General features: G+C 70.6%; 22 protein-coding genes. 5 read left to right on the plus strand and 17 right to left on the minus strand.

Annotated elements, in window-relative coordinates:
* Positions 1–254: 254 nt before the first annotated feature.
* The gene (locus MT347_RS10895; RefSeq protein ID WP_243501134.1) at positions 255–1,610 is read left to right on the plus strand and encodes an MFS transporter; all 1,356 of its coding nucleotides are present in this window, start codon (positions 255–257) and stop codon (positions 1,608–1,610) included.
* A gap of 117 nt (positions 1,611–1,727) precedes the next feature.
* Here MT347_RS10895 and MT347_RS10900 read toward each other — a convergent pair whose 3' ends face one another.
* The 5 genes from MT347_RS10900 to MT347_RS10920 all read right to left on the minus strand — a co-directional run bounded on the left by MT347_RS10900 (position 1,728) and on the right by MT347_RS10920 (position 5,001).
* Positions 1,728–2,672, minus strand: a complete 945-nt coding sequence (locus MT347_RS10900) for a bifunctional riboflavin kinase/FAD synthetase (RefSeq protein WP_243500988.1) — start codon at positions 2,670–2,672, stop codon at positions 1,728–1,730.
* The gene (locus tag MT347_RS10905) at positions 2,669–3,088 is read right to left on the minus strand and encodes a hypothetical protein (protein WP_243500989.1); all 420 of its coding nucleotides are present in this window, start codon (positions 3,086–3,088) and stop codon (positions 2,669–2,671) included. The genes MT347_RS10900 and MT347_RS10905 overlap by 4 nt, the downstream gene beginning before the upstream one ends.
* A 148-nt stretch (positions 3,089–3,236) precedes the next feature.
* Positions 3,237–3,605, minus strand: coding sequence for a hypothetical protein (locus MT347_RS10910; RefSeq protein ID WP_243500990.1), 369 nt, complete (start codon positions 3,603–3,605; stop codon positions 3,237–3,239).
* Entirely contained in the window at positions 3,602–4,495 is an 894-nt protein-coding gene (gene truB, locus MT347_RS10915) for a tRNA pseudouridine(55) synthase TruB (RefSeq protein ID WP_243500991.1), read from the minus strand. Before truB ends, MT347_RS10910 begins: the two co-directional genes overlap by 4 nt.
* A complete protein-coding gene (locus MT347_RS10920; protein ID WP_243500992.1) occupies positions 4,495–5,001 on the minus strand; it encodes a hypothetical protein in 507 nt (168 codons plus the stop codon). The genes truB and MT347_RS10920 overlap by 1 nt, the downstream gene beginning before the upstream one ends.
* Before the next feature lie 129 nt (positions 5,002–5,130).
* Between MT347_RS10920 and MT347_RS10925 the strand changes: the two genes are divergently transcribed.
* The gene (locus tag MT347_RS10925; protein ID WP_243500993.1) at positions 5,131–6,009 is read left to right on the plus strand and encodes an A/G-specific adenine glycosylase; all 879 of its coding nucleotides are present in this window, start codon (positions 5,131–5,133) and stop codon (positions 6,007–6,009) included.
* Positions 6,010–6,239: 230 nt separating this feature from the next.
* Here the strand turns inward: MT347_RS10925 and rbfA are convergent, their stop codons facing one another.
* From rbfA to MT347_RS10955, 6 genes are all read right to left on the minus strand, one after another.
* On the minus strand, positions 6,240–6,731 hold the full coding sequence (gene rbfA, locus MT347_RS10930; protein WP_243500994.1) for a 30S ribosome-binding factor RbfA: 492 nt from the start codon (positions 6,729–6,731) through the stop codon (positions 6,240–6,242).
* A 214-nt stretch (positions 6,732–6,945) separates the two neighbouring features.
* Positions 6,946–9,765 (minus strand): translation initiation factor IF-2, encoded by a 2,820-nt coding sequence (gene infB / locus MT347_RS10935; RefSeq protein ID WP_243500995.1) that lies wholly within the window; start codon positions 9,763–9,765, stop codon positions 6,946–6,948.
* A 93-nt stretch (positions 9,766–9,858) separates the two neighbouring features.
* On the minus strand, positions 9,859–10,110 hold the full coding sequence (locus MT347_RS10940) for a YlxR family protein (RefSeq protein ID WP_243500996.1): 252 nt from the start codon (positions 10,108–10,110) through the stop codon (positions 9,859–9,861).
* A gap of 33 nt (positions 10,111–10,143) precedes the next feature.
* Positions 10,144–11,133, minus strand: coding sequence for a transcription termination factor NusA (gene nusA / locus MT347_RS10945; RefSeq protein ID WP_243500998.1), 990 nt, complete (start codon positions 11,131–11,133; stop codon positions 10,144–10,146).
* Between the two features lie 248 nt (positions 11,134–11,381).
* Positions 11,382–12,011 (minus strand): HD domain-containing protein, encoded by a 630-nt coding sequence (locus tag MT347_RS10950; protein ID WP_243501018.1) that lies wholly within the window; start codon positions 12,009–12,011, stop codon positions 11,382–11,384.
* A gap of 245 nt (positions 12,012–12,256) precedes the next feature.
* Complete coding sequence (locus tag MT347_RS10955; protein ID WP_243501020.1) at positions 12,257–14,752, minus strand: glycogen/starch/alpha-glucan phosphorylase; 2,496 nt, start codon at positions 14,750–14,752, stop codon at positions 12,257–12,259.
* 161 nt (positions 14,753–14,913) lie between these two features.
* Here MT347_RS10955 and MT347_RS10960 point away from each other — a divergent pair, with 161 nt between their 5' ends.
* Positions 14,914–15,723 (plus strand): DUF1206 domain-containing protein, encoded by an 810-nt coding sequence (locus MT347_RS10960; RefSeq protein WP_243501021.1) that lies wholly within the window; start codon positions 14,914–14,916, stop codon positions 15,721–15,723.
* Between the two features lie 168 nt (positions 15,724–15,891).
* Here the strand turns inward: MT347_RS10960 and MT347_RS10965 are convergent, their stop codons facing one another.
* From MT347_RS10965 to MT347_RS10980, 4 genes are all read right to left on the minus strand, one after another.
* Positions 15,892–16,713: an aldo/keto reductase gene (locus tag MT347_RS10965; protein ID WP_243501023.1), complete on the minus strand. Its 822-nt coding sequence runs from the start codon at positions 16,711–16,713 to the stop codon at positions 15,892–15,894.
* Positions 16,714–16,866: 153 nt separating this feature from the next.
* Complete coding sequence (locus tag MT347_RS10970; RefSeq protein ID WP_243501025.1) at positions 16,867–18,663, minus strand: proline--tRNA ligase; 1,797 nt, start codon at positions 18,661–18,663, stop codon at positions 16,867–16,869.
* Between the two features lie 48 nt (positions 18,664–18,711).
* A complete protein-coding gene (locus MT347_RS10975) occupies positions 18,712–19,827 on the minus strand; it encodes a hypothetical protein (protein WP_243501028.1) in 1,116 nt (371 codons plus the stop codon).
* Positions 19,824–20,357, minus strand: coding sequence for an RNA polymerase sigma factor (locus MT347_RS10980; protein WP_243501030.1), 534 nt, complete (start codon positions 20,355–20,357; stop codon positions 19,824–19,826). The genes MT347_RS10975 and MT347_RS10980 overlap by 4 nt, the downstream gene beginning before the upstream one ends.
* Positions 20,358–20,494: 137 nt before the next feature.
* Here MT347_RS10980 and pcp point away from each other — a divergent pair, with 137 nt between their 5' ends.
* The gene (gene pcp, locus MT347_RS10985) at positions 20,495–21,127 is read left to right on the plus strand and encodes a pyroglutamyl-peptidase I (RefSeq protein ID WP_243501032.1); all 633 of its coding nucleotides are present in this window, start codon (positions 20,495–20,497) and stop codon (positions 21,125–21,127) included.
* A gap of 25 nt (positions 21,128–21,152) precedes the next feature.
* On the opposite strand, the gene MT347_RS10990 is transcribed toward pcp, so the two are convergent.
* Both MT347_RS10990 and ispG read right to left on the minus strand, forming a co-directional pair.
* On the minus strand, positions 21,153–22,337 hold the full coding sequence (locus MT347_RS10990; RefSeq protein WP_243501035.1) for a benzoate/H(+) symporter BenE family transporter: 1,185 nt from the start codon (positions 22,335–22,337) through the stop codon (positions 21,153–21,155).
* A gap of 75 nt (positions 22,338–22,412) precedes the next feature.
* Entirely contained in the window at positions 22,413–23,564 is a 1,152-nt protein-coding gene (ispG, locus tag MT347_RS10995) for a flavodoxin-dependent (E)-4-hydroxy-3-methylbut-2-enyl-diphosphate synthase (RefSeq protein WP_243501038.1), read from the minus strand.
* Between the two features lie 209 nt (positions 23,565–23,773).
* Here ispG and MT347_RS11000 point away from each other — a divergent pair, with 209 nt between their 5' ends.
* Positions 23,774–25,756, plus strand: a complete 1,983-nt coding sequence (locus MT347_RS11000) for an anthranilate synthase family protein (protein WP_243501040.1) — start codon at positions 23,774–23,776, stop codon at positions 25,754–25,756.
* Positions 25,757–25,839 lie beyond the last annotated feature (83 nt).

Below are 25,839 nucleotides of genomic sequence, written 5' to 3' on the forward strand. Positions count from 1 at the left end.
GGATACCCCCTGGGGGTATTCCGTCGGGCCTGAGCGGACACGACGCAGGACGACGCCGATCTGTACCCCGTCGCGCCGCGTCTTCCCGCGGGGCGACCACGGCGTCTCCCGCGTCATGTCCGCGCACCGATCACCGTGCCGCGCGGTGGGCCCGGCACGGCGCCTCTCCGCACCCACGCCACCGCCGACGCCGGGAACGCCACCCCCGCCCCGCCGCGGCCGCGCGAGCCTACTCTGGAGCGGTGGCCGAGACGATGACGCGCGAACAGCGCACCGTACTCGCCATCGCCGTGCTCGCCTCGTTCGTGTCGTTCCTCGACGGCACCGTCGTCAACGTCGCCCTCCCCGCCATCTCCGGAGAACTTGGCGGAGGTCTGTCCACCCAGCAGTGGGTCGTCGACGCCTACCTCGTCACCCTCGGAGCGTTCATCCTCGTCGCGGGCTCGCTCAGTGACGTCTTCGGACGCGTCGTCGTGCTGCGGGTGGGCCTCATCGGATTCGGCGTCACCTCGCTCGCGATCGCCGCGGCCCCCACCGCCGAGTTCCTCATCGTGGCGCGGGCACTGCAGGGCGTCACGGGCGCATTGCTGGTGCCCAGTTCCCTCGCACTGATCACCTCGACCTTCCGCGGACCCGCACAGGCCCGCGCGATCGGCATCTGGACCGGGGCCACGACCGTCGCGATGATCGCCGGTCCCCTCATCGGCGGTGTCTTCGTCGACACGCTCTCGTGGCGCCTGGTCTTCCTCGTGAACGTCGCGCCTATCGCGGTGACCATGTGGCTCCTCGCGCGCCTCGGTCACCGCGATCACCGCCGCCCCGGCGCCCGCGTCGATATCGTCGGGGCGGTGCTGTGCGCTGCGGGGCTCGGCGGCGTCGTCTTCGCGCTGATCGAGCAGCCGAACCTCGGGTGGGCCTCCCCCGTGATCTGGATACCGGGACTCGTCGGTGCCGCCGCGTTCCTCGGCTTCCTCGTGCGCCAGCGCCTGGCGCGTGACCCGATGATGCCGCTCGATCTGTTCCGTGCCCGCAACTTCTGGGCCGGCAACCTCGCCACCGTGTTCCTGTACGCCGCGCTGTCATTGAACGGCTTCGTCGTGAGCGTCTACCTGCAACAGGGCGCGGGACTTTCGGCGACCCTCGCCGGACTCGCCTCGCTTCCGAGCACGATCCTGATGATCCTGTTGAGTTCGCGCATGGGTGCCCTCGCCGGGCGCTACGGTCCCCGTCTGTTCATGACCGTCGGGCCGCTCGTCATGGCGGTCGGGTCGATCCTGCTGTTGAGCGTCGGCGACGATTTCGACTATTGGACGCAGGTGCTTCCCGGCATCATCGTCTTCGGTCTCGGGCTGACCGCGACCGTGTCACCCCTCACGGCGGCCGTCCTCGGCGCGATCGAGAGCGAACGGTCGGGCATCGCGTCGGCCGTGAATAACGCCGTCTCCCGCGTCGCCGGTCTCCTCGCGATCGCGGCGGTCTCGGCGGTCGTCGGCGGTTCGCTCGACCTCGACGGGTTCCACCGCGCAGCGATCGTCACCGCGGCGCTCATGGTGCTCGGCGGACTCGCGTCGTTCTTGGGCATCCGCAATCGGCTGTCACGTCCGGTCTGACGTGCGCCGTGCGTCGCGGCTCACCAGGGCACGCGGAGTCGGATGCAGCCGATCCGTGGACCGGATCCTGCGTCGTGAGCGGGACGGGATGCCGCGCCGCGCCCCTATCGCGAGGGATCAGCGCAGGATGACGCGCGTCCGCTCGACGTCGTCGGCCATCTGGACGAGCAGCGAATCGACGCCGTCGAAGGCCGTCATCCCGCGCACGCGCTCGACGAAGCGCACCTCGACGTCATGACCGTAGAGGTCGAGCCCCGTCTCATCCAGCACGTACGCCTCGACCTGCCGGGAGTGCACGTCGTCGAACGTGGGATTGGTTCCGACGCTGATCGCCGCAGGGTAGCTGATGCGGCGGGCACCGTCGACGTCGATGAGCCACCCGGCGTAGACGCCGTCTGCGGGCACGAAGCCCTCGAGGTCGGATGACAGGTTCGCCGTCGGGTATCCGAGCTCGCGCCCGCGCTTGAGACCGTGCACCACCTCGCCCCACACGGACGGGGCCCGCCCGAGCAGGCGTGCCGCGGTGGCCACATCGCCGGCGGTGAGTGCCTCGCGGATCCACGTCGACGACACGCGACGATCGGCGTGCACGGCGCGCACGTCGTCGACCACATCGACGCGGAAACCGTGCTCCGCCCCCATGCGCTCGAGCAGGGCCGGGTCGCCCGCTCCCCGTGCGCCGAAACGGAAATCGCGCCCGACCAGCACCGTCCGCGCCTCGAGGGCGTCGACGATGATGCGGCGGACGAACTCCTCCGCCTCGATCGAGGCCAACTCCTCGTCGAAGGTCAGCAACAGGGTGGCATCCACACCCGCACGGTCGAGCAGATCGAGCTTCTGGTGCGGACCGATGACGTCGGGGGGGCAACGCTCGGGCATCAGCACGCTGAGAGGGTTGCGGTCGAAGGTGACGGCCACGACCCGGGCGCCGTCGGATGCGTCGACGCGGGCTCGGTCGATGACCGCGCGGTGACCGGTGTGGACGCCGTCGAATTTGCCGATCGCCACGACCGACGGCCCGAAACCCGCGGGGACGTCCGCCGGGTCGCGGAACACGATCATGTCGTCGTCCGGCGGTGGCGCATCAACCACCACAGGCCGAGGAACGGCAGCACGAGCGGGATGAACAGGTACCCGTAGCCGTAGACCGACCACACCGTGGGGTGCTGGAACAACGCCGGGTCGACCATGCTGAGCGTGCCCACCACGAGCACCCCGATCAGTTCGAAACCGATGGCGATCCACGCGACGCGGTACCAGGCCGATCGTGCCGAGAAGACCAGGGCGAGGGTCGCGAGGATGTAGACGACCGCGGCGAGCGCGGACAGCGAGTAGGCCAGCGGGGCGTCGTCGAACTCGCGCGCGATCTGGACGAAGGAGCGGCCCGTGGCGGCGAGCGCCATGATGCCGTAGACGACGACGAGGACACGGCCGATGCCGGTCATCCCCCGGGAGCGGGTGGGAGTGGTGGATGCCATGACTCGACGATTCTAGTTGGCCCGGGTCGGTGCCGAGCGGCTTGGCCCCGGCCCAGCTCTCTGAACGAGCCGCCCGACGGCTTCGACAGGTTCAGCCACCACCCTCGCGAGGTCCGTGAGCGCGTCGAAGGGACCGGGTTCGGCGTGCTCAGGCGAGCTGCACCGTCCAGATGATGTACATGCGCCACACCATCACGGCGACGGCGAGGGCGGCGACGCCCATGACGACCGTGCTCCAGCGGCTGCGCTCGAGGAGCGCCCAGGCCGCGCCCGCGATCGGCACGAGGGCAGCCGAGACGAGGTAGGTCCAGAACTCCAGCAGGCTACCCGAGGGCGGGTTGCCCGTGAACGGCGCGATGATCGCCACCACGATCTGCACGATCAGCAGCAGCTCGATGAGCGCGAGCGAGCCGACCGTCACGTCGCCCGGCCGGCGGCCGATGAGACCGGCGACGATGGCGACGGTTCCGGCGAGCACGGCGACGCCGACCTGCGCGAGAGTGAACCAGAGGATCATCGGACGGCCTCCTCGGGCATGTTCATGACGCTCTTCAACTGCGCGCCCCGCTTCTCGACGATCCCGATCAACCGGCCGTGGGGGTCGATCGCCGCGGCGATCGGTCCGGTCAGGCGACCGCCGCCGTCGATGCGTTTGCCGTGGCGCAGGTCGCGCGCCTCGTCGGCGCCGACGGCCAGCGCGCCGACCACGGTGGCCGCGGCGGTCGCGGGGTTCACGAGACGTTCCTCGGCAATGTCATCGACGGATGCCGCGGCACCGACCTCGAACGCGCCGATCCGCGTACGACGCAGCATCGTCAGATGCCCTCCGACGCCGAGGGTGCGGCCGAGGTCACGGGCGAGCGCGCGGATATAGGTGCCGCTGGTGCAGTCGACGACGACGTCGAGCTCGAGGATGCCGTCACCCCGGCGCACCTCGCGCACCTCGAAGCGCGAGACCGTCACGCGGCGCGCCGTGAGCTGGACCTCCTCGCCCGCGCGGGCGAGGTCGTACGCTCGGCGCCCGGCGACCTTGATGGCCGAGACGGTGCTGGGCACCTGCTCGATCTCACCGGTGAGGGCGGCGATCCCGGCCGCGATGGACCCGTCGGTGATGGCGGCGACGGATGCGGCCTCCGCCCGCGAGGTCTCGACCCCGTCGGCGTCGTCGCTGTCGGTCGAGACGCCGAGAAGGATCGTCGCCTCGTAGGTCTTGTCGGCGCCGACGATGAAGGTGAGCAGTCGGGTCGCTCCCTCGACGCCCAGCACGAGCAGGCCGGTCGCCATCGGGTCGAGCGTGCCCGCGTGCCCGATCTTGCGGGTGCCCAGGGCGCGCCGCGCGCGCGACACGACGTCGTGGCTGGTGATGCCTCCGGGCTTGTCGACCAGGAGGATGCCGGGACGCACCATCAGCAGAAGTCCCCGAACACCTGGACGGGGTGGGTGGGATCGGAGTTCTCGACGATGACGGATGCCGCGGCTTTCGGTCGCGCCGTGCGGAGGTAGTGCTTCTCGGCCTCGGGCAGTTCCGGACGGGGCGTGCCGATGGGCGGGTTGCTCTCGAGCCAGATCGAGAAGTTCCAGAGTCCGCGCACCTCGGAGGCGTGGAGGAAGCGTCCGGAGACGACGAGCACCGCGTCGGCAGGGGCGACCTCGCCCGACCCGAACGACTCGCCCGCTCGGAAGGGCGCGATCAGGCGCTCACGGGCGCGCGGCGCCCCGTCGGCGAGGGCCGCTCGGAAGACCGCCGTGCCCTCCTCGTCGACAGCCGCCGCGAACGCATCGGCGAAGGCGCCCGCCTCCGCGGCGTCGAGCGCGTCGACGGCGACCACGACGCGCCCCGCGCGGGCGTTCTGCCGCATCAGGGCGACCAGGCTCCGCTGCAGATCACGGGCGGTGTTCTCGGACGACGACATGCTCCCAGCCTACTTTCGACCGCCGACACCGGCCCGCGCACTCCGCGGGAACGCCGGCACGCAGAACAAGGTCCCCGCCGCGGCTCCCTCACTCCGCCGGGTCCGCCCGTCGCCTCCTAGGCTGGAGGGATGCCAGGACTCGCCGCCCCGCTCGTCGAGTGGTACACCGATGCGGCGCGCGACCTGCCCTGGCGTCGCGAGGGCTTCGGCGCGTGGGGAACTCTCGTGAGCGAATTCATGCTGCAGCAGACCCCCGTCGCGAGGGTCGTCCCGCACCTCGAGGCCTGGCTCACCCGCTGGCCGACTCCCGCCGACCTCGCCGCCTCGCCCCCGGGTGACGCGGTCACGCAGTGGGCGAATCTCGGGTATCCCCGCCGGGCGCTGTGGCTGCACCGGGCGGCGGTCGAGATCCGCGATCGGCACGACGGCGTGGTCCCGCGCGACGTCGACGCGCTGCTCGCCCTCACCGGCATCGGCGACTACACCGCGCGCGCGGTGGCGGTCTTCGCGTACGGGGATCGGCATCCCGTCGTCGACACCAATACCCGTCGCGTCCTCGCCCGTGCCGTGGAGGGACGAGCGCAGCCCGGTCCCCCGCACCGTCGCGACCTGGAGCGAATGGATGCCGAGCTCCCCGACGATGTCGCCGCGTCCGCGGTCGTGAACGCGGCGGCGATGGAACTCGGCGCGATCGTGTGCACCGCCCGCTCGCCGAAGTGCGGTCTCTGCCCGCTCGCCGCGCAGTGCGCGTGGCGCGCGGCCGGCTATCCCGAATCAGAGGATCGCCGGCGCCGTCAGGCGACGTACGAGGGCAGCGACCGCCAGGCGCGCGGCGCGGTGTTGAAAGCCCTCCGCGAGGCCGCCCCCTCGCCTGTCCCGCTGTTCGCGGTGCTGCCGGACTGGCCGGATGCGGCCCAGCGCGACCGGGCGATCGACTCGCTCGTGGCCGACGGTCTCGCCGAGGCGGTCGACGGCTATCTGCGCCCGCCGGGCCACCCGGCATCCTGACCGTCCCCGCACCGCGGGGAAACCCGTGTCCGCAGGCCGCGACAGGCGGGACACGGGTCGCCCCCTCCTGCGTCATGCCGTCCGCCGCGCCGCACCAGCCGCGCGACACCGGCCGGAAGGGATGACACGGGCCGCTGGTGCCCGAATCTGAAACCCACCGTCCCGGCGAGAACGACGAACGGCCGGACACCACCCGTTCGGGGCGGCATCCGGCCGTGGCGCGCAGCGCCTCAGGCGCGCGAGGTGCCCTCGGAGTCGTCGAGGTCGTCCTCGTCGCTCGCGGCGGCGTCGTGGTCTTCGTCTTCGTCGCGCGGCTTCACGTACGGGTCGGCGTCACCGGCGTACGCAGCGGATGCCGCAAGACCTGCCACCGACTCGTCGCGTTCGCGCGCTTCGCGCAGGAGCGCCGCGATGTGGTCGGCGTTCTCGGGGATCGCGTCTAGGATGAACTCCAGCGACGGGGTGAGACGCGTGTTGAGGTTCTTGCCGACCTCGCTGCGCAGCAACCCGGTCGCCGACTTCAGTGCCGCCGCGGTGTCGTTGCGATGCGCCTCGTCGCCCATGACGGTGTAGAACACCGACGCGTGCTGGAGGTCGCCGGTGACGCGCACGTCGGTGATGGTGACGAATCCGAGCCGCGGGTCGCGCAGCCCCTTCTCGAGCCGTTCGGCCAGCACCACACGGATACGGTCTGCCACCCGAGCCTGTCGTTCCCCTGCCACAACCTTCTCCTTTGTCTTCATACCGCCGCGAGTCGAGCGCCCCGCGGCTCATTGCCGAGTGGGAGGCGCGTCGCGGGGCAACTGCACCAGCGTAGGCCGGAGGGGTGTGCATCTCCGAGAGCATCGGGGTAGGGGCCCCGCTCTGCTCTCGGAGATGCACACCCCGCAGGCCGAAGCGGGAGCCGCGCCTGGTGACACGACTCCCGCTCGACGATCAGCCTCGCGGCTTCTCGATGAGTTCCGTCGTTTCGATCTCATCACCGATCTGGATGTCGTTGAACTTGCCGAGACCGATACCGGCCTCGAAGTCCGTACGCACCTCGGTGACGTCGTCCTTGAAGCGACGCAGCGACTCGATGGCCAGGCCGTCGGCCAGTACGACACCGTCGCGGATGACGCGGGCCTTGGCGTTTCGCGTGATCGTTCCCGATCGCACGATGACACCGGCGATGTTGCCGAACTTCGAGGAGCGGAACACCTCGCGGATCTCGGCGACACCCGACTGCACCTCTTCGAACTCCGGCTTGAGCAGGCCCTTGAGCGACTGCTCGACGTCGTCGATCGCGTTGTAGATGACGGAGTAGAACCGCACGTCGACGCCCTCGCGGGCGGCGCGCTCACGGGCCTTCGTGTCGGGACGGACGTTGAAGCCGATCACGATCGCGTTGTCGATCGTGGCCAGGTTGATGTCCGACTCGGTGATCGCACCCACACCGCGGTGGATGATGCGCAGCTGGACGCTGTCATCGACCTCGATCTTGAGCAGCGACTCCTCCAGCGCCTCGACGGCACCGGAGACGTCACCCTTGATGATGAGGTTGAGCGACTCGACCTTGCCCTCTTCGAGAGCGCGGGTGAAGTCCTCGAGCGAGATGCGCTTGCGGGCCTTGGCCAGCTGGGCGTTGCGCTGAGCGGCTTCACGCTTCTCGGCGATCTGACGTGCAGTGCGGTCTTCCTCGGCGACGATGAACACGTCACCGGCGCGAGGCACGGAGTTCAGACCCTGCACCGAGACGGGACGCGACGGGTAGGCCTCGTCGACCGCATCGCCGTTCTCGTCCATCATCGCGCGGACGCGTCCGTACGCGGTGCCCGCGACGATCGCGTCGCCGACACGCAGCGTTCCCGACTGGATGAGCACCGTGGCGACCGAACCGCGACCCTTGTCGAGCTTCGCTTCGATCGCGATACCGCGGGCTGCCTTGTTCGGGTTGGCCGTGAGGTCGAGCCCGGCGTCGGCGGTGAGCAGAACCGCATCCAGGAGAGCCTGGATGTTGAGGTTCTCGCGAGCCGACACGTCGACGAACATGACGTCTCCGCCGTACTCCTCGGCGACCAGACCGTACTCGGTGAGCTGCTGGCGAACCTTGGCGGGGTTGGCGTCGGGCTTGTCGACCTTGTTCACCGCGACCACGATGGGCACGCCCGCTGCCTGGGCGTGGTTCAACGCCTCAACCGTCTGGGGCATGATGCCGTCGTCGGCCGCGACCACGAGGATCGCGATGTCGGTCACCTGCGCACCACGGGCGCGCATGGCGGTGAACGCCTCGTGACCCGGGGTGTCGATGAAGGTGATCGCGCGCTCGATGCCCTCGTGCTCGGTCCAGATCTGGTAGGCGCCGATGTGCTGCGTGATGCCGCCGGCCTCGCCCGCGACCACGTTGGTCTGGCGGATGGCGTCGAGCAGTCGCGTCTTACCGTGGTCGACGTGGCCCATGACGGTGACCACGGGAGGACGGATCTCGAGATCGTCCTCGCTCTCGGCCTCGAGCTCGGCATCGAGGTCGAGACCGAAGCCCTCGAGGAGCTCTTTGTCTTCGTCCTCGGGCGAGACCATCTGGATCTTGTAGCCGAGCTCGGCGCCGAGCACCTCGAAGGTGGCCTCGTCGAGCGACTCGGTCGCGGTGGCCATCTCGCCCAGGTTGAACAGGATGGTCACGAGCGTTCCGGGCTGCACGTTGTAGCCGCGCAGGGCCTCGAGCTTGTCGGCGAAGTCGGAGATCGACGCCCCGCGACGCAGGCGGATGATCTCGCCGTTGCCCTTCGAGACGTTGACGCCGCCGACGACCGGCGCCGACCGCATCTCGAATTCCTGCCGCTTCGCCCGACGCGACTTGCGCTGCTTGGACTTGCCGCCACCCTTACCGAAAGCACCTGCGGTACCACCGCCGGGGCCACGGCCACGACCGCCACCGCCACCGGGGCGACCGGCGAAACCGCCGCCACCGGGAGCACCGGGGGCGCCGCCGGGACGCTGGAAGCCGCCACCGGCACCGCCGGGACGACCGGGGCCGCCAGGACGCTGCTGGAACGGAGCGCCGCCGGGACGACCGGCGCCACCGGGACGACCGGCACCGCCGGGGCGCGGAGCGCCGGGACGCGGGGCACCGGGACGCGGGGCCTGCGGACGCGGGATGTTGCCCGGGGTCGGGCGCTGGCCCATGCCCTGCGCCGAGGCGAACGGATTGTTACCGGGACGGGGGCCGGAGGCCCGCTGGCCCATGCCCTGCGCCGAGGCGAACGGATTGTTACCGGGGCGGGCGCCACCGGGACGCGGGGGCGCACTGGGGCCGGGCTTCGGCGGCGTGGAGCCGGGGCTCGGCGGCGACGACGGGGTCGCCGCCGGAGCCGCGGGCTCGGCGGCGGGCTTCGCCGCGGGTGCGGCGGGAGCCGGGGTCGACGGCGCGGGAGCCGGAGCAGCCGGGACGGCGGCAGCGGCGGGTGCCGCCGGAGCGGCGGGCTTCGCCGGTCCGGGGGTGGGTCCCGAGGGACGGGCGCCGGGGGCCGCGGCGGGACGGGCGGGGCCGGGACGGGCGCCGGATGCCGGGCGCGCCGCAGGCGCGGCGGAGCTGGCATCGGAGGATCCCGAGGAGCTCTCGGCCGCGAGAGCGGCGCGGAGCTTACGAGCCACGGGGGGCTCGATGGTGGATGAGGGGCTCTTGACGAATTCGCCGAGCTCCTTCAGCTTCGCAAGCGCGACCTTGCTGTCGACGCCGAGCTCGGAAGCGATCTCGTGCACGCGTGGTTTTGCCACAATTCTCCTGTCTGAGGGCCTACCCCGGACAGGGCAGACCGCTAGTTGCGGACGGGTCTCATTTCGAGCCGTTCACTTCGTGTCCATAGCCGTTCAGCCTTTTCGCTGGAGGTGTGATTCGAAGGTCTGCGTGTCAAGCGGGCCTGACACACGCAATGCTCGTACGAAGGCGCGACGCGTGAGAGCTTTCCTCACGCACGCGTCCGTCTCGTGCACCCACGCTCCCCGGCCCGGGAGGACCGCCCGCTCGTCAAAGACGAGGGCCGTTCCGTCGGCGACCACCCGCAGAAGCGAGGATCGGGGGGCGCGTGCGCGGCATCCGACGCACGTTCGTACTGGTTCCATCGTACACCTCGCCGTCGCTGCAGCGACGGACGCTCAGTTGTCTTCGAGGATGCTGTCGGGCTGGATGTCGATCTTGGCGCCCGTGAGCTTGGCGGCGAGACGGGCGTTCTGGCCCTCCTTGCCGATGGCGAGCGACAGCTGGTAGTCGGGGACCAGAGCGCGCACGGCCTTGGTCGAGGCGTCGAGGACGAACGACGAGGTCACCTTCGCCGGCGACAGAGCGTTGGCGACGAAGCGGGGCAGCTCGGCGTCGTAGTCGATGATGTCGATCTTCTCGCCCGCGAGTTCTTCGGTGACCGCGCGCACGCGACGGCCGAGCTCGCCGATGCAGGCTCCCTTGGCGTTGACCGTCGGGTCGTTCGCCTTGACGGCGATCTTGGAGCGATGTCCGGCCTCGCGCGCGAGCGAGACGATCTCGACGAGCCCCGCGGCGATCTCGGGCACCTCGAGCGCGAAGAGCTTGCGGACGAGACCCGGGTGCGTACGCGAGACGGTGATCTGCGGCCCCTTGTTGCCCTTCGAGACGGAGGTGACGTACACGCGCAGACGAGAGCCGTGCGTGTAGGTCTCACCGGGCACCTGCTCCTCGGGGGGCAGGATCGCCTCGACGGTGCCGAGGTCGACGTGCACCATGCGCGGGTTCGGCCCCTGCTGAACGACGCCGGCCACGATGTCGCCCTCTTTGCCGCGGAACTCCCCGAGCACCGCGTCGTCGGCGATGTCGCGCAGACGCTGGCTGATGACCTGTTTGGCCGCGAAGGCGGCGATGCGGCCGAAGTCATCGGAGGACTGCTCCTCTTCGCCGATGACGATGTCCTCGTCGTCGGTCACGGGCGTGAACACGCCGACGTGGCCGGTCTTGCGATCGAGCTCGACGCGCGCACCGGCGGGGATCTCACCGGTGGGCGAGATGTGCTTGGCGTAAGCGGTCAGGATCGCCTGCTCGATGATGCGCGCGAGTTCGTCGAAGGGGATCTCCTTCTCGCGTTCGATCGTCTTGAGAAGTGCGAGATCGATGTCCACAAGGCCCTCCGTTATTCAGCTCTCGTCGACGCGACCGGCGCCGACAACCCCCCTACGATACCCGGGATGCCACGGGCCTGGCGACCCGGCCGGCGCCGCAGTCGTTCTTGCACAGCGGTTTCCCGGGTGCGGCCGCCGCGACCCGGGATCGGCGAGCGACCGGGCCGTGCACAACTCCGGAGAAACGACGCTCGCCGCGCCCAGCCTCTGCGGCAGCACGCTGTTCGCTCCCGCGGGTGGCCCGAAAGTCAGGAGTTCTGCACGGTCAGGGCGCGGCTGATTCCCTCGAGCGGGTTCGCCGCGAGCTTGGCGACCACTCCCCCCTCGACCAGGCGGCGCGCCGCGGTATCGGGCTTTCGCGCGGCCTGGTCGACGACGCACGCACCGAACTCCGCGGCGAGAGCCCCACGCGGGTGCGCGGCCATCACCTCGGCCAGGAACGACGCGGGCAGCGCGTCGGGGCGCGCGCCCGAGATGTCGAGGGCGGTCGCCGTCTCGAGCAGGTAGCCCTCGGCATCCATCGCCGGGTCGACGCTCGGCCAGTTGTGTCGCACGATCACCTCGAGGACACGCTCACGCCGCTCGTGGGGCCACCCCGCGCCGGCCGTCACGGCGATGCCGACGTGACCGCCGGCGTGCTCGTACGAGAGGGTGTGGTTGTCGAACTCGCTGACCGTGCCGATGTCGTGCAGGATCGCGCCGACGTACAGCAGCTCGTGGTCGATCCCCGACACGCCGTCCACGAGGGCGAACGCCTCCGCCCAGAGCCACGAGCGCAGAGCGTGGGCGGTGATCGCGGGTGACTGGTACTGCTCGGCCAGCGCCAGGGCGCCGCGGGCGGCGAGCGTGTCGGGAACGGGGATGTCGGCGATCTGCACGGGGCCTCCGGGGTCGATGAAGTCCCACTCTCGCGCACCACCGACCGCCGGGGCAGATGCCCGACGGCCACCCTCCGACGCCTTCCTGCCAGCGGCGGCCACAACGCCGGGATCGTCTCCGGCGCGAACGGCGGCCGCACCGGGATCGTGCACCTCCGCGGCCGGGGAGTGGTCCGGTCTTCCGGCGGTGTGCATCCGCGCCGAGCGGATGCCGCGGCACGGGGGCCGCGGCATCCGGACCGTGGTCAGCTGACCGGCGTGGCGTGCCAGATGCGGTCGAGGTAGTCGCGCATCGCCCGGTCGGAGGAGAAGTACCCGCTGCGCGCGACGTTGAGGATCGCGGAGCGCACCCAGGTGTCCTGGTCGGCGTAGGCGACGTCGACCCGGTCCTGAGCGTCGAGGTAGGACCGGAAGTCGGCGAGCGCCATGAACCGGTCGTCGTAGAGGAGGTTCGACACGAGCGGCTCGAACACCGTCCGGTCACCGTCCGAGAACGCGCCCGACGCGATGAGGTCGATGGCGCGACGCAGCTCGTCGTCCGCCTGGTAGAAATCGGCGGGCCGATAGCCCTCGGCCCACAGGGCCTCGACCTCGGGCTCGCTCATGCCGAAGAGGAAGAAGTTGTCGTCGCCGACGAGACGGCGGATCTCGACGTTCGCGCCGTCGTCGGTGCCGATGGTCAGGGCACCGTTCAGGGCGAGCTTCATGTTGCCGGTACCCGACGCCTCCTTGCCCGCGAGCGAGATCTGCTCCGACAGGTCGGCGGCGGGGATGATGCTCTCGGCGAGGGTGACGTTGTAGTTGGCCGGGTAGAGGACCTTGAGCTTGCCCTTCACCCGATCGTCGGCGCTCACGACCTCGCCGACGGCGTTGATCAGGTGGATGATGCGCTTGGCCATTCCGTAACCGGGGGCGGCCTTGGCACCGAACAGGAACGTGCGCGGCTGCACGGCATCCACGTCGAGACGGCCCGACACGATGCCCTCGTAGGTGCTGACGATGTGCAGCACCTTCAGCGTCTGGCGCTTGTACTCGTGGAGGCGCTTGATCATCACGTCGAGCATGTGGCCGTCGTCGAGCGGGGTCTCGCCCCGCGCCTCCAGCACGTGACTCAGGCGCCGCTTGTTCGAGGCCTTGACCGCGGCGAAGCGCTCTCGGAAGTCGACGTCGTCGGCGAGGGCCTCGAGGCCGCGCAGACGTTCGAGGTCGACGGTCCACCCCGCTCCGAGCGCCTCGGTGATCAACGCCGAGAGGTCGGGGTTGGCCAGGCGGAGGAATCGGCGCGGCGTGACGCCGTTGGTGACGTTGGTGAACTTGTCAGGCCACATCTCGGCGAAGTCCTTCAGCACGTTGTCGCGCAGCAGCTGGGAGTGCAGCTCGGCGACGCCGTTGACCTTGGAGCCGGCGACCGTGGCGAGGTACGCCATGCGCACGGAGCGGGACGGGTGCTCGCCGATGATCGACATGTTGCGGATGAGCATCTCGTCGTCGCCGAAGCGCTCGCGCACCTCGAGGAGGAACTCGTCGTTGATGCGGTAGATGATCTCGAGGTGGCGCGGAAGCAGACGGCCGAGGAGGTCGACCGACCACACCTCCAACGCCTCGGGCAGCAGCGTGTGGCACGTGTACGCGAAGCACTTCTGCGTGATGGCCCAGGCGGCATCCCAGTCGAGCTTCTTCTCGTCGACGAGCACGCGCATGAGCTCGGGCACGCCGATGACGGGGTGCGTGTCGTTGAGCTGGAAGATGACGCGCTCGGGGAGGTTCTCGATGTCGAAGTCGGCCGGCAGGACGTTGTCGATGAAGTCAGCGATGGAGGCAGCGACGAAGAAGTACTGCTGCTGCAGGCGCAGCTCCTTGCCCTGCGGGGTGGAGTCCTCGGGGTAGAGCACCTTCGAGATGTTCTCGGCGAAGGTCTGCGCGCGCACCGACTGGACGTAGTCGCCGGAGTTGAAGGTGTGCAGGTCGAAGGCGTTGGTGGCCACCGCGCGCCACAGCCGGAGGGTGTTCACCCGGCCGTTGTGGTAGCCGGGAACCATCATGTTGTAGGGCACCGCGAGCACGTTCCACTCCGGAACCCAGCGCGTGCGTTCGACACCGTCGTCGTCGTAGGTCTCGGTGGTACCGGCGAACGAGATGGTCTGCGCGGCCTCGGGGTGGGCGAAGTCCCACGGCGAGCCCATGCGCAGCCACGCGTCGGGCTGCTCGATCTGCTGCCCGTCGGCGAATGCCTGGCGGAAGATGCCGTACTCGTAGCGGATGCCGTAGCCGATCGTCGGCACGCTCATGGTCGCGAGGGAGTCGATGAAGCAGGCGGCCAGACGTCCGAGTCCACCGTTGCCGAGCCCGGGCTCGATCTCGACCTGGCGCAGGTCGTCGATGTCGATCCCGCACTGCGCGAGCGCCTCGGTGGCGATGTCTGTCAGGCGCGAGGCGAGGAGGTTGTTGTCGAGCTGGCGGCCCAGCAGATACTCCGCGGAGAGGTAGCAGACGGTCTTGGCCTGCTGCGACTTCTGCTGGGCGCGGTCGTCGAACCACCGCGCCATGAGGTAGTCGCGCACCGTCAACGCCAGAGCGAGGTACTGGTCGTTGACGTCGGAGTTCGACAGCGTGACGCCCTGGTCGAAATTCAGGTTCTGCAGGAACTGTTTCGCGAAGCCGTCGACGGATGCCGCGGGGGCGACGACGGGCGCAAGGGCCAGCGGATGGGTGGGACGCAGCTCTGAGGTGTTCTCGGGCACCTTCCGACCGTAATGAGTCGCGCACCGCAGTGCCAAGACGGCAACGGCAACGACACACGATCTTCACCCCCGTGCCGCATTCCTGCCAGGAACCCCACAAGATCGCGCCCGATGCGCGCGCCCGGGTGTCGCGGTCCGGGAAGAGGCAATACGGTGCCGGAATGCCGCCCTCCGCCCGTTCCGCCGCGCGCGATGCCGAGGCCAATCCCGCGTTCCGCCTCGCCGCCCGCGCCGGATACGTCGCCAATGGCATCCTGCACCTGCTCGTCGGCGGGCTGGTGCTCGCCGTCGGCTTCGGCGCCGCGGAAGACGCCGACCAGACGGGGGCCTTCCGCGCTCTGGCCGCACTCCCGCTCGGGGCCGTGGCGCTCGGGGCCCTGGCGGTGGGCCTGGTGGCCCTCGGCTGCTGGCACCTGCTGCAGGCCGTCGTCCCGCGCCGACTGTCGGGACGGAGGCGACTCGCGCGGATCGCGGCCGAGGCTCCGCAGGGCATCGTGTTCGTCGTGATCGGGCTGATCTCGGCATCCGTCGCTCTGGGGGCCCGTCCGCGCGCCGAGCAGGCCGCCGAGGACGCCAGCGGGCTCGTGCTCACCCTCCCGATCGGCGGGCTGGTGCTGGGAGCCGCAGGACTCGCCGTGGCGGGGGTGGGAATCGGGTTCCTCTGGATGGGGGCGCGGCGGTCGTTCCACACCAAGGTGTCGTTGCCGCCCGGTGCCGCGGGTCACGTGCTGAGCGCTCTGGGCGTCGTGGGCTTCCTCGCGAAGGGGGTCGCTCTGGCGATCGTCGGCGTGTTGCTGGTGATCGCCGCCGTCAGGATCGAACCCGACACCGCGGGCGGCCTCGACGGCGCGGTCTCGGCGCTCATCTCCTTGCCCGCGGGTCCATTCCTGGCCGTGCTCGTCGGCGCGGGTTTCCTCGCCTACGGTGTCTTCACCGTGTTCCGGGCGCGCTACGCGCGTCTCGACGCCTAGCCTCCGCCCGCGCGGGGCCGGGACACGACGCAGGACCTCCCGGGGTCCTCGCCGTACGCGACGTCCACGTTCCGGGCGATGGCCGGCGAATCTTCTGCGTTGTGTCCGAGCCGCCCATGAGACCGGCCCAAAGCACTGTGCAGGAGAGGCAGCCGGCGGCGGCCCTCCTCAGTCGAGGTCGGGGTCGCGTCCGGTGCGCTCGCCCGTCTCGAGCGTGGCGATGAGGGCATGGTCCTCGGTATCGAGGGTGAAATCGAACACGTCGCCGTTCTCGCGGATGCGCTCGAGCGACACCGACTTCGGGAACACCACGAGACCGCGATCGAGGTGCCACCGCACGACGACCTGAGCCGGGGTCTTGCCGTATCGCTCGGCGATGTGCGCGAGCAGGGGCTCCTGCAGCAGTCCGCCACGCGCCAGCGGCGCCCAGGACTCTGTCACGACGCCGTTCGCGGCATCCCAGTCGACGAGGGCGTTCTGGGGGAAGCGGGGGTGCAGCTCGACCTGGTTCACAGTGGGGAGGACCCCGGTCTCGTCGCGCAGGCGTTCGAGGAGCGGGATCGAGAAGTTGCTCACACCGATCGAGGTCGCCCTGCCGTCCTGCTGCAGACGCTGGAGCGCCCGCCAGGTGTCGACGTAGCGGTCGGCGCTCGGAATCGGCCAGTGGATGAGGTACAGGTCGACGCGGTCGAGGCCCAGCTTCGCGGCGCTGGCGTCGAACGCGCGCAGCGTCTCATCGAACCCGTGGTCGTCGTTCCAGACCTTGGTGGTGACGAACACGTCGTCGCGCTCGAGACCCGACGCGCGCAGCCCCTCGCCGACCTCCCTCTCGTTGCCGTAGAGCGCGGCCGTGTCCACGTGACGGTAGCCCGCGGCAAGCGCTCCCTCGACCAGGCCCGCGGTGACCTCGGCGGGCACCTTGTACGTACCGACGCCGAGCTGCGGAATCGTGGAACCGTCGGACAGCGACAGGCGGGGAGCGGCGATCATGGCATCCACGCTATCGAGATGCCCGCCCCTTCCCGCGGCTCTTGACCGCGAGACGGCATCTCGCCGACATATCGGTTGCAGGCTGCGACCGACTCGTCAGCGAGACGCCGACTCGCGGAGAGATCAGCGGTCGGATGCCGTTCGGTGCGGAGCTCAGCGGGTGAGGGCGGCCAGGGCGTCGTCGACGGAGAGCGTCTCGCGCTCCCCGGTGCGGCGGTCCCACAGCTCGACCTGTCCGTCGGCGGCGCCGCGGCCCACGATGAGGATGCGCGGGATGCCGACCAGCTCGGCGTCGCCGAACTTCACACCGGGCGAAACCTTGGGGCGGTCGTCGTAGAGCACGTCGAGGCCGGCGGTCTCGAGCTGGGCCGACACCGACGCGGCGAGATCGAACGCGACGGCATCCCGTCCCGTCGCCACCACGTGCACGTCGAACGGCGCGACCGAGGCCGGCCAGATCAGCCCCTTGGCGTCGTTGTTGAGCTCGGCGATGATCGCGAGGATGCGGGTGACGCCGATGCCGTACGAGCCCATGGTGACGGTCGCGAGCTTGCCGTTCTCGTCGAGCACCTTGAGCCCGAGCGCCTCGGCGTATTTGCGACCGAGCTGGAAGACGTGGCCGATCTCCATTCCGCGAGCGAGCTCCACCGGTCCCGAGCCGTCGGGGGCCGGGTCGCCGGGTCGGACCGTGGCGACCTCGACGAAGCCGTCGCCGACGAAGTCGCGGCCGGCGACGAGGGAGTGCACGTGCTTCTGGTCGATGTTCGCGCCGGTGATCCACGCGGTGCCGTCGACGACGCGGGGGTCGAGCACGTAGCGGATCTTTGTCGCGGATTCCTCGCCGAGCACGGGTCCAGTGGGCGACCACGGGCCGATGTAGCCCTTGACCAGCAGCGGGTTCTTGGCGAAGTCCGCGTCGGTGGCGGGCTCGACCTCCGCCGGGGCGAAGGCGACCTCGACGCGCTTGTCGTCGACGTCTCGGTCTCCGGGAAGGCCGACGACGACCAGTTCGCGCGCGCCGTCGAGGTGGGTGAGCGCCAGCACGACGTTCTTGAGCGTGTGGGCCGCGGTCCACGCGGTGGCCTCCGCGGTGGCAGGGCCGGCGATGCCGGGAGCCGGGGCGGCGAGGTGCGCGTTGGAGTGGTCGACGAGGGTCGCGATCGTCGGGGTGTTCGGCGAGTCGAAGATCTCGGCATCCGGCTGCCCCTCGATCGGAAGCGCCTCGGGGGCGACGGTCGTGAACGCCTCGACGTTGGCCGCATAGCCGCCGGCGGAGCGGACGAAGGTGTCCTCGCCGATGGGGGTCGGGTGCAAGAACTCCTCGGACTTCGATCCGCCCATGGCTCCCGCGTCGGCGGCGACGATGACGTACTCGAGGCCGAGGCGCGTGAAGATGCGCTCGTAGGCGTCGCGCTGCGCCTGGTACGAGGCGTCGAGACCGGCATCCGTCGCGTCGAACGAATAGGCGTCCTTCATCGTGAACTCGCGGCCGCGCAGGAGGCCGGCACGGGGGCGCGCCTCGTCGCGGTACTTGTCCTGGATCTGGTACAGCGTCAGCGGGAGGTCCTTGTACGACGAGTAGAGGTCCTTCACCAGCAGGGTGAACATCTCCTCGTGCGTGGGCGCGAGGAGGTAGTCGGCGCCCTTGCGGTCCTGCAGGCGGAACAGCGCATCGCCGTACTCCTCCCAGCGGCCGGTGACCTCGTAGGGCTCACGCGGCAGCAGCGCCGGGAAGTGCACCTCGAAGGCTCCGGCGTTCGCCATCTCCTCGCGCACGACCGTCTCGATCTTGGCCTTGACCCTCAGACCGAGCGGCAACCAGGCGAAGATGCCCGGAGCGTTGCGGCGGATGTATCCGGCGCGCACGAGCAGGCGGTGGCTCGTGACCTCGGCATCCGAGGGGTCTTCGCGGAGCGTGCGGAGGAAGAAGTTCGACAGACGGGTGACCACGAGAGTCGAGTCTAGGCCGCGCAGAAGGGCGCAGAGGATGCCACGGACTCAGCCCAGCGCGGCGATGATGGCCGCCGCGACCTCGCGCGCCCGCTCCTCGCTCAGGTTGGTCACGTCGACCTCGAGGACCCCGCCGGACGCGTCCGCGCGCACGCTCCCCCCGGTGCCGTCGGCATGGGCGAGCCACCACGCCGTCCGGGCTCCCGTCACCGTGACCGGCACGCCGCCGAGGCGCTCGATCTCGCCCGCGTCCGACACCTCCCCCGCTCCGATGCTGATGCGGAGGAACGGAGGCAGTGACTCGTCGTATGACGTGGGTGCGAAAGAACACCAGGCCGCCGCACCTCGGGCCTCGAGGACGTCCCAGACCTGACCCTGGGGCACGCTGTCCGTCCCGAGAGGCCCGAGGTCGTCGCGTCCGAGTGTCGTGCCCACCGCATCACCGATCTGCTCCCGGCAGTCCTCGAGCCTCCAGGCGTCGGCTCGGAGGGGCCGCTCGCGCACCGCCGAAGCGGCGGGCCTCGATCCCACCTCCGCCACCGCGCGCACGGCGACCGCGGAATCATCGGCATCGGCGACGACCCACGTGTTGCCGAACCGTTGCGAATAGTCGCACGGTCCGCCGCCCTCGCACGCGGGAACACCATCCACGCGAGCCCGCACCTGCTCCGGAACGACCGACCACGGAAGGACGGTGATGTTCAGCGCCCGCCAGTCCTCCGGGGCCTCGGCGCGCCACTGGCACGAGATCCCGCCGAGAACGTCGCTGTCCCACACCGGCAGGCCGGGGGCCAGCCGGACGTCCGCACCCACGAGGGCCGATGCCGCTGCGTCGTTGAGCACCGCGGAGCAGTCGCCGCCGAAAGCGACGGCCGGTGCAGTCGGAGTCGAGGTGGGCGAGGACGTCGGGGTCCTGGTGGGCGCGAGAGTCGGCGTGGGTTCGGCGGTCGCGGTCGCGCTCGGCGACGGCGTCGTCGCGACGGGCGGCGCGCTCAGCGTCGACGTCACCGCCACTCCCCCGGCGATGGCGACGACCAGAGCCGTCGCCACGGAGCCGGCGATCCACGCGCCCCGATGCGCGCCGACCGGCTTGATGTCGTGGGCGCCGCCCACGATGCGGGCGCGCAGGGCGGCGCGCTCGGCGGGCGTCAGTTCGTCGTTCATGCCCGAACCCCTTCCAGCGCGAGCTCATCGCGCAATCTCGCCTTGGCGCGGACCAGCCGCGATTTCACCGTTCCGGCCGGGATGCCGAGAGCCTGAGCGATCTCCCGCTCCGGGTACCCCTCCAGCACCGACAGCACCACCACCGCCTGCTCTCGCTCCGGCAGACGTTTCAGAGCCGACAGCACCCCGCTGTCGTCGTGGGCGGCGGCCGCGGTCGTCGCTGTGGCGACCGGCGCCCGATCGAGCAGCGCCCGATACCGCCGGCTCGAACGCTCGAGATTCCGAGCGCAGTGCGCCACCGCCGTGAGCAGCCACGGTAACGGCGACCCATCGACCAGACGCACCGTCGCCCGCTTGCGCCACAGCTCGAAGAACGCGACCGTCACGGCATCCTTCGCATCCTCCCGATGGGTCAGCAGCCGGGAGGCGTGACGGAACAGCCGCATCTCGTGCCGGTCGAACAGGGTGGCGAGAGCGAGCTCGTCGCCTTGGCGTACCCGGTCCCACAGCCCGGCGTCGTCGTGATCCACACTGTGTAGTGTCCGCGATCTGCCGATCGGTTCCCGCGTCCGGGTGTATCGGGTCACGGGTCGGTAACGGCTCCTCTCGCCCGGGCATTGCCCGCTCTCCCCGCGACGGAGTCCGGATCGCGACATAGCCTGGGTCGGTGACCACCGTCCTCCTCACCGGATTCGAGCCGTTCGCGGGCGACGCGACCAACCCCTCGGGAGACGCCGTGCGACTCGTCGCGGAGCGGTGGTCGGGCGTCGAACGACTGGTCGTGGAGGTGCTGCCGGTGGTCTTCGCATCGGCTGCGGAGCGGCTCAGACGACTCATGGACGAGCATCGCCCCGACGTCGTGATCGCCGCGGGTCTGGCCGGAGGGCGTGCGCAGGTCACCCCGGAGAAGGTGGCGATCAACCTCGCCGACGCCCGCATCCCCGACAACGCCGGCGATCACCCCGTCGACCGCCCGGTGGTCGCGGACGGCCCCGCCGCCTACTTCACCACGCTCCCCGTCAAGGCCATCGCCGCCGCCCTGAACGACGACGGCATCCCCGCCGCGGTGTCGCACTCGGCCGGAACCTTCGTCTGCAACCACGTCATGTTCACCGCCCTCGATGCCGCCGCACCCGGCGTGCGCGCCGGGTTCGTCCACGTCCCGTACGCGCGCGAGGACGCCCCGGCCGGCGCACCCGCGCTGCCGCTGGCCGACATCGCGCGAGCGCTCGAGGTCGCCGTGCGCACGGCGCTCGACGTGCGGACCGACGCCTCGACACCCGGCGGCGCGCTGCACTGAACGACGGCCGAAGACGCCCTCGGGGTCAGCCCGCGCGCCGCCCGACGTGCAGCACGGTACGCACCACGAGACCCGCCACGAGCGCCCAGAAGGCGGCGCTCACCCCGAACACCGCGATCCCGGATGCCGCGACGAGGAACGTCACCACCGCCGGCACCCGCTCGCCGGGGTCGTCGATCGCCTGCTGCACGGCGGAACCGAACGCGCCGAACAGCGCGACACCCGCGACGGCCGGGATCACGCCCGCCGGGGCCACGAGCACGATCGCGGCGAACGCGGCCGACAGCACCCCGAGCACGAGGTACGTCCCACCAGCGGACACGCCTGCCACCCACCGCCGCTTCGGTTCGGGGTGCGAATCCGGCCCCGCCGCGATGGCGGCGCTGATGGCACCGAGGTTCATGGCGTGCCCGCCGAAGCCGGCCGCCGTCGCCGATCCGAGCCCGGTGACGAGCATCGCCGGGCGCCACGGGATCGTGTAGCCGAGGCTGCGCATCACGGCGACACCCGGGACGTTCTGCGACGCCATCGTCACGATGAACAACGGCAGGGCGATGCCGACGACGGAGCCGATCGTGAGAGTCGGCGCGGTGAACTCCAGTCGGGGCAGGAGGGTTGCGGCATCCAGCTGCGCTCCCGTGCGCGCGAGTTCGACCGCCACCACGACGATCGCCGCGACGAAGGCCAGCGGCACCGCCCAGCGCGGCAGGAGTCGGGATGCCACGAGCCAGACGATCAGCACCGGCGCGACGCCCCACGGGTCGTCGACGACACCGACGAACGGCGCCACGCACAGCGGGAGCAGCACCCCCGCGAGCATCGCCTGGGCGATGGAAGGAGGGATACGGGCGATGAGGGCACCGAGAGGGGGGAAGAGCGCCGTGCACAGGATGAGCGCCGCCGACACGAGGAACCCGCCCACGACCGCCGGCCAGCCCCCGTCGACCGAGCCCGTCGCCGCGAGCAACGCGACGCCCGGCGTCGACCACGCGACGGTGATCGGGATGCGATAGCGCCCAGCGAGCAGGATGCAGCCGAGGCCGACGACCAGCGTGATGGCGAGCAGACCGCTCGCCGCCTGTTCCGGCGTGGCACCGACGGCCCGCAGGCCGGTCAGCACGACCGCGAAGGTGCTGGTGAATCCGACGAGGGCGGTGACGACCCCGGCGATGAGCGGGCGGGTGAGAGGGGCGGCGGGATTCTCGGTCATGAGAATCCCGACGCTAGCGGAACCCTGCAGCGCGCCAGCGACGCCGTTGCGCGCGGCGGCCGGGCGAGAGCCGACTCAGGCCGTGATGACCTGCGCGGTGCCGGTGGCGGCGTCGGGGCCCATCTCGGCGGCGAGGCGGTTCGCCTCGGCGATGAGCGTCTGCACGATCTCCGACTCGGGAACGGTCTTGACGACCTCGCCCTTGACGAAGATCTGGCCCTTGCCGTTGCCGGAGGCGACGCCCAGGTCGGCGTCGCGCGCCTCACCGGGGCCGTTGACGACGCAGCCCATGACCGCGACGCGGAGCGGCACGGTCATGTCCTTAAGGCCCTCGGTCACGTCGTCCGCGAGCGTGTAGACGTCGACCTGCGCGCGGCCGCACGAGGGGCACGAGACGATCTCGAGCTTGCGCTCGCGCAGGTTCAGCGACTGCAGGATCTGGTGGCCGACCTTGACCTCCTCGGCCGGCGGTGCCGACAGCGAGACGCGGATGGTGTCGCCGATGCCCTCGGAGAGCAGGATGCCGAAGGCCGTGGCGCTCTTGATCGTGCCCTGGAATGCGGGGCCCGCCTCGGTCACACCGAGGTGCAGGGGCCAGTCGCCCCGCTCGGCGAGCAGGCGGTAGGCCTTCACCATGACGATCGGGTCGTTGTGCTTGACCGAGATCTTGAAGTCGTGGAAGTCGTGCTCTTCGAACAGCGAGGCCTCCCACACGGCGCTCTCCACGAGCGCCTCGGGCGTGGCCTTGCCGTACTTCTCGAGCAGGCGGCGGTCGAGGGACCCGGCGTTGACGCCGATGCGCAGCGACACGTTCGCGGCCTTGGCCGCCTTCGCGATCGCGCCGACCTGGTCGTCGAACTTGCGGATGTTGCCCGGGTTCACCCGCACCGCGCCGCAGCCGGCGTCGATCGCCTGGAAGACGTACTTCGGCTGGAAGTGGATGTCGGCGATCACCGGGATCTGACTCTTCTTGGCGATGATGTGCAGCACATCGGCGTCGTCCTGCGAGGGCACCGCCACGCGCACGATCTCGCATCCGGATGCCGTGAGTTCGGCGATCTGCTGCAGCGTGGCGTTGATGTTGGTGGTCGGCGTCGTGCACATGGACTGCACGCTGACCGGCGCGTCACCGCCGACGAGCACCTTGCCGACCTTGATCTGACGAGTCTTGCGACGAGGCGCGAGGACCTCCGGCACGCGGGGCATCCCGATGTTCACTGCAGGCACGCCGTTCAGCCTACGCCTCAGGCCCCGGACGGAGGCTGAAGACGCCCTGTGGTAGGTTCGGCGCCATGCGCGCGTACACACCCTGGTGGCCCACCGTCTAGGCGGTGTGCACGCATGCAACAGACCGCCCTCCCCCTGGGGAACCCGGGCGGTCTTCGTGTTTTCGGCGGCCGCTGTGGACCCTCCCTCACCAGACGGAAAGACTCTCGATGACTGGGCCCGACCCCTCCTCTCTGCTCCGCGACCTCGCCGACGGCACCGCCCCCTTCGCGTTGATCGCCCGCGACGGCGCCACCGTCGAGGTGCTCACCGGTGACGTCGTCGACGTCGACCTGCTCGCCGACATCCCGCTGACAGATGCCGCGGGCGTCGCGCGCGAGATCCTCGCCCTCGTGCCGTACCGCCAGGTCCGCGAACGCGGTTTCGTCTGCCACGACGACGCCGCGCCGCTGCGCTGCCTCGTCATCGACGAGCGGGTCTCGCTGCCCCGCGCCGAGGCCGTGGCGTCCCTTCCCGCCGCTCCGATCGCGCTCGCGGGTGCGGGGTTCGACATCGCCGACGAGGAGTACGCCGACATCGTCCGCCGGGTGATCGCCGAGGAGATCGGCCGCGGCGAGGGCGCGAACTTCGTCATCCGGCGCGACTTCGTCGCCGGGGTCGACGCCGACCCGCGCATCGCGGCCCTGACGTGGTTCCGGGCGCTCCTCGAGCACGAGAAGGGCGCGTACTGGACGTTCGCGGTCGTCACCGACGGGCACATCGCGGTCGGGGCGAGCCCCGAGGCGCACGTGAGCGCCAAAGACGGCATCGTCACGATGAACCCCATCTCGGGCACGTTCCGCCACCCCGCGGGCGGCGCCACCGCCGACACGCTCGCGGAGTTCCTGCGCTCGAGGAAAGAGACAGAGGAGCTCTTCATGGTCGTCGACGAGGAGCTGAAGATGATGAGCGCCGTCTGCAGCGACGGTGGCCGCATCACCGGTCCCCACCTCAAGGAGATGTCGCGCCTCACCCACACGGAGTACATGCTGCGCGGGCGCAGCGATCTGGACCCGCGCGACATCCTGCGCGAGACGATGTTCGCGCCCACCGTGACCGGCTCGCCCATGCAGAACGCGTGCACGGTGATCGCCCGCCACGAGTCCACGCCGCGTGGCTACTACTCCGGCGTCGCGGCGCTGTTCACCCCGAACGGTGCAACCGAGGGCCCCACGCACGACCTCGACGCGCCCATCCTCATCCGCACGGCCTACCTGGTCGACGGACGCCTGCGCGTGCCGGTGGGGGCGACCCTCGTCCGCCACTCCGACCCGTACGGCGAAGTGGGCGAGACGCACGGCAAGGCCGCGGGTGTGCTCGGAGCCATCGGGGCGATCCCCCGCGACGCCGCGCCCGCTGCCCCCGCCGCCGCCGATCCCGACGCCCCGGTCGCGCCGCGCCGCCCGCTGGGCGAGGATCCCGCGATCGCCGAACTGCTGGCCTCCCGCAACGACCGCCTCGCGCCGTTCTGGATGAATCCGCAGGACCCCGACGGCTCCGGTCCCTTCGCCGGCCGCACGGCTCTCGTCGTGGATGCCGAGGACCGCTTCACCACGATGCTCGCGCACCAGCTGCGCCACCTCGGACTCGACACCCGCATCGTGCACTGGTCGGAGGTGACGGATGCCGAGATCGACGCCGCCGATCTCGTCGTCTCGGGCCCCGGTCCCGGCGACCCGCGCGACGACAGCCCGCGCATGAGCGCGATGCGCCGTGTCGTCTCACGCCGTCTGTATAGCCGTTCGCCGCTGCTGGCCGTGTGTCTGAGCCACCAGATCCTCGCCGACCAACTCGGCATCGACCTCGAGCCGCTCGCGCAGCCGCACCAGGGTCTGCAGAAGAGCGTCCACCTGTTCGGCGAGGACGCGTCGATCGGGTTCTACAACACGTTCACCGCGCGCGTTGCGCCGGGGACGACTCAGCGTGGGATCTTCCTCGAGTCGATCACCGTGAGCGCGGAGCCGACGGGGGCCTCCCTCCCGGTTCCGCAGGGCCGCATCGACCTGCCCGCCGAGGTCGCGGCCGACCCCGAAACGGGTGACGTCTACGCGATGCGGGGGCGGGACTTCGCCAGTGTGCAGGGACACCTCGAGTCGATCCTGTCGCGCGACGGGATGCGCACGCTCGAGCGCCTCATCGCGCACGCGCTCTGACACTCCGTCACGCTGCCTCCGCGGCCCCGCCGCGTGACACAACGCAGGGGATTCCGCCGCGGCGGCAGCGACTCGCACCCGCC

Origin of the sequence: Microbacterium sp. VKM Ac-2923, from assembly GCF_022815605.1 — a bacterium.
GTDB lineage: Bacteria > Actinomycetota > Actinomycetes > Actinomycetales > Microbacteriaceae > Microbacterium.